We start from the raw sequence: 10,000 nt of genomic DNA, 5'->3' as shown, positions 1-10,000 counted from the left end.
ATGACCAGATGCGTCCGCATTTTGTTGAATCTACGATGAGTGAGCAAAATATTGCAGTCCTACTGGATGATCAGGTCGATGCTGTGTTGGAGGATAGTTTTGTTGGCGCTGCCATTATCCGGCGCAAAGGTCTGGAACAGCAGGTCCAGGCATTGAATATAAAATTGGATGAAACGCCCATTTATGTGATGTTCAGTAAATCCACTGTACAGCCTGGTCAGGTCAACGCCTTTAATCAGGCATTGCAACAGCTAAAGGACAGCGGCGACTATCAACAGTTACTCAACAAGTATCAAAGCTAAGTACCAAACTGACGGGCCAGCAATGACGCAGTAAAGCTGGCCTTTAAATAAAAACCTCTGGGCAAGGTCTGGATAGGTTGGCCATCAGCGCCGATAGCTGATGTCAGAGCTTTGCTGTTGGCCGCTTTGGGCCGCAGTTGCAGCACTTTGCCGTGCGCCCCTTTGATCTGATCTATACCACCCAAAACGATCAGTTCCATCAGTTCTTCCCAATCCTGTTGCAGCAGCTCTTGTTGTTCGGCGTCGGGGCTCCATAAAAAAGCTGTACCAATCTGACGCTCCGCCAAAGGAATACTGCGTTCTGCAAGTATGGGTACAAAAAGCACTTTGCTGAGTTTGCGGCAGACCCAGGATTGGTGCCAATGCAATCCTGCGACGTCTGTTAACGGGGCAACACAGACATAAGTACTTTCCAAAGGCTTACCGAAACGGTCTACTGGCAAGGTTTTCAACTCTATGCCTAAGTGAGGAAAATCAGGTTCTGCTTTATTGCCACTACTGGCGCCCAGCACCGACTCGAGTAACTGACCAACGCTCCCTTTTTCTTTTTGCAGGTTGGCTGGTAGCTGCAGCTGACATTGTTCAGCCAGTTGACCTAAGGTCAGGCCAGCAATGATGGCACAACGTTCAAGTAATTCTTCGGCAGTGACAGGGGCTTTGTTCATAAATGCAGCGGTGATTCAGGTGTCTAAAAACATTACCATTTTTTGCTTTATTTTGCTGCTCAAAAAGCAAACAAAGCAAGTTATGCACAGTTGTAACACTGCTTAAATACCAGACTTTCTTGATTAACCTTATGTTTTTTATAAATATTTTTCTTTGTTTGCTTGGGTGTTATTCCAGCAGTTAAGAGTTATTCAGGAATAAAAACATCCTTATGCACAGCTTTATATACAGAGCCTGTGCAGAAGTTCACAGTGAGTGCAAATTAATCAGTTAAATTGTGGATAACTCTGTAAAAAATACAATTTGCCGAAGTCGTGACTTTATGAAAGAATCGATGAAACAACAGCTGTTACCAAGCTAGAGGTTTTTGTGATCGACGCTGAAGGCTTTAGAGCCAACGTCGGCATTGTGATATACAACCACCATGGACAGGTGTTTTGGGCAAGGAGATACGGTCAACATTCCTGGCAGTACCCACAGGGCGGCATTGATGATGGGGAAACCCCGGAGCAAGCCATGTATCGCGAATTAAATGAAGAAGTGGGATTGCAGCCTGATGATGTAGAAATCATAGCTGTAACTAAACACTGGCTAAGGTACAAGTTACCTAAGCGTTTAATCCGGCGGGACAGTAATCCGGTGTGTATAGGGCAAAAACAAAAGTGGTTTTTGTTGCGCCTGACCTGTAAGGATGAAGACGTAAATCTGTTAAAAACTTCACATCCGGAGTTTGATGACTGGCGTTGGGTCAGTTATTGGTATCCGGTGCGTCAGGTCGTCGCCTTTAAGCGGGAAGTGTACCGCAAGGTGATGAAAGAGTTTGCCCCTATTGCATTGCCGTATCTTCGTAGAGATGGAAAAAATGAGAAGTTAATCAGAAGGGGTTAGGAATGCTGAGCCAGTTAAGGCGCATAGTGCAGGATGTGGCGCAAGAGCCGGTACTGAATAACGCATTGGCTGGCTTAGTCTCGAACGTAAAAAATGCCCTGAAAACAGAGTGTTGCTCTGTCTACTTAGCCGACTATGAACAACAGCATTTTATGTTGATGGCCACAGACGGCTTAAATCCTGAAGCGGTTGGCCAAATTTCTATTGGCTTCTCCGAAGGCTTAATTGGCTGGGTTGGTCAGCGTGAAGAGCCAATCAACTTAGCACAAGCCCATTTACACCCCCGCTTTAAAGTCACCCCTGAAGTCAGTGAGGACAGATTCTCTGCCTTTTTGGGCTGTCCTATTATTCATCACCGCAAAGTCTTGGGTGTATTAACAATACAGCAGGGCGAATCCAGGGTGTTCAGTGAAGATGAAGAATCTTTTCTGGTGACTTTAGGGGTGCAGTTAGCGTCTGTCTTAGTCAACGCAGAAATGCGACAGGCCGCCAGCCAGAATTCAAAACAACAAAAAAGTACAGGTCAGTTACTGGGCTTACCTGGTGCACCAGGTATAGCAATAGGTGAAGGTTTTGTGTTGGAACCGTCCAGTGATTTTGATGCCATATCACTGAAGAAAGTCGATGATCCGGAAAAAGAACTGTCGCGTTTTTATAAAGCCGTCAAAATTACCAAAGCTGAGTTTAATCGTTTAGCTGAGCGTATGGCCGGCCATTTGCCGGCAGACGCTTTGGCCATTTTTGATGTTTACCACCAGCTATTAGACGCCGCCAGTCTTGGTAACGAAATTGAAAAGCAAATCCACGAAGGCTGGTGTGCCAAAAGTGCACTCAAGCGAGTGGTGGAAAAGTTTGCCCGCCAGTTTGATGATATGGACGATCCTTATCTGCGAGAGCGGGGCACTGACATTCGTGATTTAGGCCAGCGCGTGCTGAATCATTTGCTGGATACAGAGCAGCGACATCACAAGTTGCCGGAAAAAGTGGTGCTGGTGGCCGATAATGTCACAGCTACTATGCTGGCTGAAATCCCACGTGCACAGCTTGTTGCTATTGTTTCACTTAAAGGTTCAGTTAACTCACACGCCGCCATTATGGCGCGAGCTTTGGGTATTCCGGCTGTGATGGGGCTGGACGAACTGCCATTGTTTCACTGGCAAAGCCAGCGTTTAATAGTCGATGGCTACCGAGGTCAAATTTTAGTCGCGCCTGCCGAAGCTATAGTCGCTGAATATCAGGCTTTGATTAGTGAAGATGCGCAGTTAAGTGCCCGTTATCAGTCGGAGATGCATTTAAACGCTCAGAGCGCCTGCGGTGCGCCTTTTAGCCTGATGGTCAATGCTGGGCTTGCGATAGAGCTGGAAAGTGCGCAGCCTTCTTATACAGACGGCATAGGCTTATACCGTACCGAGTTCCCTTTTATTATGCGTAATCGCTTCCCAACCGAAGCAGAGCAAATTGAGCTGTATAAAAAGGTTCTGGCGTCTCATCCCACCAAAGCTGTAGTGATGCGTACTTTGGATGTAGGGGGGGACAAAGCGCTACCTTATTTTAGTATTATTGAAGAAAACCCCTTTTTAGGCTGGCGTGGCATCCGTTTAACCCTGGACCATCCAGAAATTTTTCTGGTGCAAATTCGCGCTATGCTCAAAGCCAATATTGGTCAGGGTAATTTACATATTTTGCTGCCGATGATTTCGGATCTGGCTGAAGTGGACGAATCACTTCGTCTGATCAAACAAGCGACCTTTGAACTGACCGATGAGCTGGCAGGTACCGAAGTTCAGCTACCCAAAGCCAAAGTAGGTGTGATGATTGAAGTGCCATCCATTATGTACCAGTTGCCAGAACTGGCGCGTAAAGTGGATTTTTGTTCTGTTGGTACTAACGACTTAACCCAGTATCTATTGGCGGTGGACAGGAACAACCCACGAGTTGCCGCATTGTACGATGCAATGCATCCGGCGGTGCTGCGAGCCTTACATCAGATGTCGCTGCAGGCACAGGGGCTACAATTGCCTATGAGTATTTGCGGCGAGCTGGCGGGTGAACCAGCTGGGGTGCTGATTTTAGCAGCTATGGGCTATGATAAATTCAGTATGAACAGCAGTAACCTGGCCAAAATCAAATGGTTACTGCGTAGAGTTCATCTGTCAGAACTACAATTACTGCTACCTGAAATTCTAGCCTGTCAGTCGCCCAAACAAGTTCGTCTGCAGGTACAACGTTTCCTCGACCAAAAACAGCTGTTGAACCAATTGCGTGCTTAACAGGACCAAGGGCTGTTACAATGTTTGACCTTATCAAGATGTGTGTATCCGGCTGGGTGCCCTACTGATTTATTGATTAGAACAGGACTTTTCATGGTGGACTCTTATTTTCTATTCCCGCAAATTGACCCGGTAATTTTCAGCATAGGTCCCGTCGCAGTGCGTTGGTATGGCCTGATGTATGTCATTGCTTTTCTGTTAGCTAACTGGCTGGCGAATCGCCAGGCCGACAATCCAGGTTCTGGCTGGACCCGTGATCAAGTCAGTGATTTACTGTTTTTTGGCTTCCTCGGCGTGATTGTTGGTGGCCGTGTGGGTTATGTGTTGTTTTACAGTTTCAGTAATTTTGTGGCTGATCCCTTGTACTTATTCCGCACCTGGGAAGGGGGGATGTCCTTCCACGGTGGTGTTCTGGGTGTGATGACGGCTATGGCGTGGTTTGCCTGGCGCAATAAAAAACGTTATCTGGAACTGGGCGATTTTGTTGTGCCTCTGCTGCCTTTGGGTTTAGCTTTTGGTCGTTTAGGTAACTTTATCAACGGCGAATTGTGGGGCCGGACTACAGATGTGCCATGGGCTGTATTATTCCCTAATGCTGGTATGCTGCCACGCCATCCGTCTCAATTGTATGAACTGTTAGGCGAAGGCATCATTCTGTTTGTTTTATTGCAGTGGTACAAACGCAAAAATCCACCTGCAGGTAATGTCGCTGGTTTGTTCCTGCTGGGCTATGGCACAGCACGCTTTATTATTGAATTTTTCCGCGAACCGGACGCTCATTTAGGTTTATTGTCGCTTGGCATGTCGATGGGACAGTGGCTCTGTATCCCTATGATAGTTGCAGGTTTAGGGCTGATTATTTGGGGCTACACTCGTGAAAAGAATGGCCGTGAAAATACAGTGAAGAAAGAGAGCAAGGCATGAAGCAGTATTTAGACTTAATGCGCCATGTGCTGGAGCATGGCCATAAGAAATCTGACCGCACCGGCACCGGAACTATCAGCGTGTTTGGCTATCAGATGAGGTTTGATTTAAGCCAGGGCTTTCCTTTGGTGACCACCAAAAAATGCCATCTGCGCTCTATTATTCACGAGCTGCTGTGGTTTCTTAAAGGTGATACCAATATCCAGTATCTGAAAGATAATAAAGTAACGATTTGGGATGAATGGGCCACAGAACAGGGAGATTTGGGCCCGGTTTATGGTGCGCAGTGGCGCAGCTGGCAAACGCCGGATGGCCGGGTGATAGACCAAATTAGTCAGCTGATTCACGACATTAAAACCAACCCGGATTCACGCCGGTTAATCGTCAGTGGCTGGAATCCTGCCGTTTTGCCCGATACGAAATTTAGTCCAAAAGACAATGCTGCTATGGGCAAGCAGGCCTTGCCGCCTTGCCATACGCTGTTTCAGTTTTATGTGCATGATGGGAAGTTGTCCTGCCAGTTGTATCAGCGCAGCGCTGATATTTTTCTGGGAGTGCCTTTTAATATAGCAAGTTATGCTTTGCTGACCATGATGGTGGCGCAAGTCTGTGATTTAACTCCTGGTGATTTTGTGCACACTTTTGGTGATGCGCATTTATACAGCAACCATCTGGAGCAAGTGAACGAGCAGCTCAGCCGCACACCGCACCCACTGCCACAGATGAAGCTCAATCCGGCAGTTAAAGATATTTTTAGCTTCCGTATCGAAGACTTTGAACTGGTCAATTATTTGGCACATCCTGCCATTAAAGCTCCCATAGCTATCTAACAACCCGGAAATGGGGCCAGATCACAATCCTCATTCAGTTGATTGTGATCTGGCTTTATTTTTTGTGCAAAAAAGCGTCAAAATTTTCTGGCACCAAATTTGCTGTATATCTGGCATAGATCAACAAGCGATATTCGCGTCGGGGGCTAGAGTGCGATTTTTAAGCCTATACCTATCAGTTTTGCTGTTATGCGGCTGCAGCTTTTTGCCTCAGGGGCAAGATGTTGCCGATCCGCTGCTGTCGTCAAAGGCCGCGAATCATCCTCCATTGTTGTTTTACACTGAACGTCTGGCCGATCAGCTGTTTTATAAACTGCAGCCTTTAGAATCCGGTGCTATAGCAGTGACTACTTTTGCTGATGTCCAGCTGATGGCGCCTGATATAAGCCGCAGTGCCAGCTACAACGCCTCGTTGCAACTGCAGGAAAGTATGCAGACTGTGGCGACTCAGTTGGGTTATCAGGTCAGCGAAATCCGCCTGAATGACGCAGTACTGGTGCATTCAGGCTATGAAAATGCCTTAGGGCGAAACTTAACTGAGCTGGCTCAATCGCAACAAGCCCGTTATGTGATCACTGGGACTCTGACCGAAGGGGAGTTGCATATCACAGTCAATGCGAAATTAATCGACCTGAAAAGCCAGCAGGTGCTCGCTGCTGCATCCAGCGTTATTCCCGTAGCCGTGTTATGGCCTGACGAGCAGTTACAATTACGCCATAACAAGTTGTATCGCAATTCGGAGTCCTGACGGATGAACAGACTGAATTATGTATTATTGCCTGCTTGTGTTTTAACGCTAAGCCTGATGTCTGGTTGTACTCAACTGATGATCCAGTTAGAGCCTGATGACAAGGTTACAGGCCGGACAAATGAGGTTGAGTTAAATCAGGGAAAAGCAATGACCACTGCTGATCAGTCATTGGCTCATTTATACGTGAACAACTACGACAGTGCTGCAGTGCAAAATGCCCGCATGGCTGGAATGAAAATGCCAGGTTATAAGACGGAACCCGCTGTCACAGTCAATCATTATGTGCAAAGCCTGATGCATGATTTAGCTGCGAATCTTGAAGTATTGAGCACGACTTTTAGCGTAGGCGTCACCAGTTTTGTGTATTTGGATGGTGATTACCAACAAGGCGATTTATTAGGCAATCAGATTTCTGAAGCTTTTATGCACGAAGCCACTCAGTTTGGCATGGCGGTGACAGACTTTAAAACCACTGACTATATCCGGGTGACGCCAACGGGAGATTTTACCTTCAGCCGAGACTTCCTCGAACTGACTCAGCAATACCCGATCAGTGTGGTGTTGGGGGGGACCTTAGTGCGGCATCAGGGCGGGGTGTTAGTTAATGCCCGTATGGTGAATGTAAACGATAAAAAAGTACTGGCCTCAGCTCAAATTCTGATCCCGCAAAATGTGGTTCAGGCGCTGAAAGGCAGTAATACTGCACCTTTGTTGCAGCTAAAGGCGGCGGGAGCTGAATAAATGGCCGCTAAAGAACAGAAAGATTCGATGCAAGGTTTTGTGCTGTTTTACGCTGCTGCGGCTCTAGTTGCTTTGAGTTTGTTATCGGGCTGTTCAACTTTTTCTAGTGAGCCCGAAGAAGTTTCGGCTGAGTTAAATCAGTCTGAACGATTGACTGAGCTTAAACAGCGTTTGCTTGAAACACACCACAAGCTGCATATGCAAAGGGCTGAGCTGAAAAAGCTAATTAACAATGACGCTGAACTCGAACTTTTGTTGCGAATGATGTACGTCAAAAAGCAGAATAATCCTTCATCAGACGAGCAGGAAAATGACGCAGAAAATCAGCAGGTGGCTGAGTCAACTGAAGTCGATTATTTACAGCGTATGGTCGCAAACCAGGTTGCAATCAAATCTGATCTGGCGAAGTTACTGCAAGAAATTAATACGATGTCGGCTGGCACCACCCCTTGAAGCTGACACTGAACAAAAAGGCATGATCATGAAAACTAAAACGCAAAAAATGCGAACAGGTATGCAAGTTACTGTAATGGTGCTGGCGCTTACTTTGATCAGTGCATGTGCTTCTATGGATGAACAATCTGTTTCAGCTGTGGAAACTGACCAGGCTGAAAGTGCTTCAGGTACCGGTACGGTAGACAGTGAAGCTGGGGATCAAGGCAAGAGTGCTGAGCAATTAGCAGCTGAAGCTAAAGTCAAGGAACTGGAACAGCAACTGGCAAGCCTGAAAGTTGAATGGGAAGAACAAAAACCTGCGTTGGAGCGCCTGGTTACCAATGAAGCAGACTTAGAGTTTTTAGTGCAAGCTCTTGGCGATATGTCGCAGCTGGCTGAGGAACCTTCCAGAGATCAGTATCTGGGACATGATGAACTGACACCGGAAAAACGTCAGGAAAGCTTACAAGCATTAGAGTCTTTGGTGACGACTCAGGAAGAGTTAAATACCTTATTGGTTGAACTGAGTTCAGTTGTATCTGAGGTGTCAGCTAATAGGCAAGGCGCTGGAGGGCAAACGGCTTCGTTTGCGCAGCCTGTTGAACCAAACACCGCTATGGCGATGCCAACTGACACTCAGACAGCACAGACAGAACAAAGTGTGATGCCGGATAGTGGATCCGAGACTTCTGGCCAAACAAAGAGCCCAGCCGTGGTTGCACAAGCAGATTGTAATTGTTCATCGTCTGAATCTTCATCTCCTGTTTATTCTGATCCTGCCAGAAGCAAAGACACAAGTTGGTATGCAATGACCACGCCTTATGCAGAGGCAGCACCTGCAGGTGGCACTGTGCAGGCCTCTCAGCTGGACGGAGCTTCAGCATCAGGTCAGCCTATTCCTGGTTTGCAGGTCAAAACCTTTAAACGCCGGACTTTACCTTCTGAACTGGCGGCTGCTGGTGCTGACATGCAACACTATGCCATGGCGCCACAGTTTCACATGAGTCGCAAATCCTTGAGCGACTACGTGTCACAATTAGCTTTTAAACTGGCAGGAAATCAGCAGTTGGCCGGAAATCGGGTCGGCGTAGCCAGTTTTGTATTTTTTGACGAGCAACTGGAGCAAACCAGCTCAGTGGGCAATCAACTGGCGGAAGAATTAAGCACTGTATTACCCACTTATGGTGCCAGAGTCATTGAATACAAACTGACGCGGGAAATTACAGTGGGTCCGACCGGTGATTTATCTTTGTCACGTAACACCAAAAAATTACGGGATTCTCAGGGCATGGATTATGTCTTGACCGGAACTATGGTGCCAACCCGACGTGGTTTGCAGATTAATAGCAGGGTAGTGTCCACCAGAGACAATGTCGTAATTGCTTCCGCCAGTACACTAATTCCGGCTATGGTTCTACAACAATTGTAATAATAGATTCAGGCGGCAACAGCTGCCTGAATGCGGATAATATAGTTGTATTCAGTTGTAGGCAGTTTATATTGCTTATCGATTTCACCTGAACAAAAGTTTGAAAAAATCATTCTTTAATTCGGTAAATCATTTATTTCTTATTCAATTAGTATTGTTATTTACATTTTTTCTAAATTTGAAATAAAGCGTGATCTCACTTCGTTGTTTCTAATGTGATTTAAACCTTTGAAAAAACGGGGTATGGCAGCTTTTTGACGCTAGATTTGGCAGTTTTTATCAAGTCAGCTAGATAATGAAAAAAATATAAAAAAACACAAAAATTGTATAAAGTTTTTTAAACTGGGGTCGATACATAAATACGCTTAGTGTGAAACATCAAATGTTACCTGAGCGGGTTCATTGTAACTATTTGATCAATATAGGAAAGATGATTATGAAGAAATTTGATTTAAACAAGGTAGCAGCGGGCGTTGGCCTGGTTGCTGCTGTAGTATCTCAAGGTCAGGCTATCGCTGAAACAGTGCCATCTACGGCGTCTGTTACAGTGCAGAACACCTTCACTTTAGCTCAGGTGCAGGCTTTAACTTTTGGTACTATCCGTGCTGTAGCTGACCCAGCAGGTACTCAGTTGGGTAGTATCGTTGTAAGCCCAAACCCGGCTATCGCTCAAACGGCAAGCACTAACGGTACTAACGCTTCAGCTCAGGTAATTACCGCAGGTTCTGCCGGCCAATTCTCTGTAACTGGCGCAGCTCCTTTCG

11 protein-coding genes are annotated in these 10,000 nt (G+C 46.4%); 10 read left to right on the top strand and 1 reads right to left on the bottom strand.

What is annotated here, in order from left to right; genetic code table 11:
* Positions 1-302 (top strand): ABC transporter substrate-binding protein (locus tag LDL40_RS06345; RefSeq protein ID WP_300994347.1); only part of this gene is annotated, 302 nt, incomplete at its 5' end.
* On the opposite strand, the gene mutH is transcribed toward LDL40_RS06345, so the two are convergent.
* Positions 299-967, bottom strand: a complete 669-nt coding sequence (mutH, locus tag LDL40_RS06340) for a DNA mismatch repair endonuclease MutH (RefSeq protein ID WP_300994346.1) — start codon at positions 965-967, stop codon at positions 299-301. The genes LDL40_RS06345 and mutH overlap by 4 nt on opposite strands.
* Positions 968-1,337: 370 nt before the next feature.
* Here mutH and rppH point away from each other — a divergent pair, with 370 nt between their 5' ends.
* The 9 genes from rppH to LDL40_RS06295 form a co-directional block, all read left to right on the top strand.
* On the top strand, positions 1,338-1,856 hold the full coding sequence (gene rppH / locus LDL40_RS06335) for an RNA pyrophosphohydrolase (protein ID WP_300994345.1): 519 nt from the start codon (positions 1,338-1,340) through the stop codon (positions 1,854-1,856).
* Between the two features lie 2 nt (positions 1,857-1,858).
* Positions 1,859-4,126: a phosphoenolpyruvate--protein phosphotransferase gene (ptsP, locus tag LDL40_RS06330; RefSeq protein WP_300994344.1), complete on the top strand. Its 2,268-nt coding sequence runs from the start codon at positions 1,859-1,861 to the stop codon at positions 4,124-4,126.
* A 93-nt stretch (positions 4,127-4,219) separates the two neighbouring features.
* Positions 4,220-5,050 carry a prolipoprotein diacylglyceryl transferase gene (gene lgt / locus LDL40_RS06325; protein ID WP_300994343.1) on the top strand — a complete coding sequence of 277 codons (831 nt, stop codon included), beginning with the start codon at positions 4,220-4,222 and terminating at the stop codon, positions 5,048-5,050.
* Positions 5,047-5,880, top strand: coding sequence for a thymidylate synthase (locus LDL40_RS06320; RefSeq protein ID WP_300994342.1), 834 nt, complete (start codon positions 5,047-5,049; stop codon positions 5,878-5,880). The genes lgt and LDL40_RS06320 overlap by 4 nt, the downstream gene beginning before the upstream one ends.
* Before the next feature lie 205 nt (positions 5,881-6,085).
* Positions 6,086-6,628 (top strand): FlgO family outer membrane protein, encoded by a 543-nt coding sequence (locus LDL40_RS06315; RefSeq protein ID WP_300994341.1) that lies wholly within the window; start codon positions 6,086-6,088, stop codon positions 6,626-6,628.
* A gap of 3 nt (positions 6,629-6,631) precedes the next feature.
* Positions 6,632-7,372 (top strand): FlgO family outer membrane protein, encoded by a 741-nt coding sequence (locus tag LDL40_RS06310; RefSeq protein WP_300994340.1) that lies wholly within the window; start codon positions 6,632-6,634, stop codon positions 7,370-7,372.
* Positions 7,373-7,825, top strand: coding sequence for a hypothetical protein (locus LDL40_RS06305; protein ID WP_300994339.1), 453 nt, complete (start codon positions 7,373-7,375; stop codon positions 7,823-7,825). It begins immediately after the preceding gene.
* A gap of 28 nt (positions 7,826-7,853) precedes the next feature.
* The gene (locus tag LDL40_RS06300; protein WP_300994338.1) at positions 7,854-9,236 is read left to right on the top strand and encodes a FlgO family outer membrane protein; all 1,383 of its coding nucleotides are present in this window, start codon (positions 7,854-7,856) and stop codon (positions 9,234-9,236) included.
* 436 nt (positions 9,237-9,672) lie between these two features.
* Positions 9,673-10,000 (top strand): hypothetical protein (locus tag LDL40_RS06295; RefSeq protein WP_300994337.1); only part of this gene is annotated, 328 nt, incomplete at its 3' end.

This window comes from Rheinheimera sp. (assembly GCF_020217005.1).
In the GTDB taxonomy this organism is placed as follows: domain Bacteria; phylum Pseudomonadota; class Gammaproteobacteria; order Enterobacterales; family Alteromonadaceae; genus Pararheinheimera.
The sequence above is the reverse complement of the archived record's forward strand: the minus strand, read 5'-3'. Positions and strand labels throughout refer to the sequence as shown.

What these genes read in the sequence shown, in the direction of transcription:
- LDL40_RS06320 (WP_300994342.1), top strand. Translation starts at nt 5,047, where the DNA reads ATGAAGCAGTATTTAGACTTAATGCGCCATGTGCTGGAGCATGGCCAT.
- LDL40_RS06305 (WP_300994339.1), top strand. Translation starts at nt 7,373, where the DNA reads ATGGCCGCTAAAGAACAGAAAGATTCGATGCAAGGTTTTGTGCTGTTT.
- LDL40_RS06310 (WP_300994340.1), top strand. Translation starts at nt 6,632, where the DNA reads ATGAACAGACTGAATTATGTATTATTGCCTGCTTGTGTTTTAACGCTA.
- mutH (WP_300994346.1), bottom strand. Translation starts at nt 967, where the DNA reads ATGAACAAAGCCCCTGTCACTGCCGAAGAATTACTTGAACGTTGTGCC.
- lgt (WP_300994343.1), top strand. Translation starts at nt 4,220, where the DNA reads ATGGTGGACTCTTATTTTCTATTCCCGCAAATTGACCCGGTAATTTTC.
- ptsP (WP_300994344.1), top strand. Translation starts at nt 1,859, where the DNA reads ATGCTGAGCCAGTTAAGGCGCATAGTGCAGGATGTGGCGCAAGAGCCG.
- LDL40_RS06300 (WP_300994338.1), top strand. Translation starts at nt 7,854, where the DNA reads ATGAAAACTAAAACGCAAAAAATGCGAACAGGTATGCAAGTTACTGTA.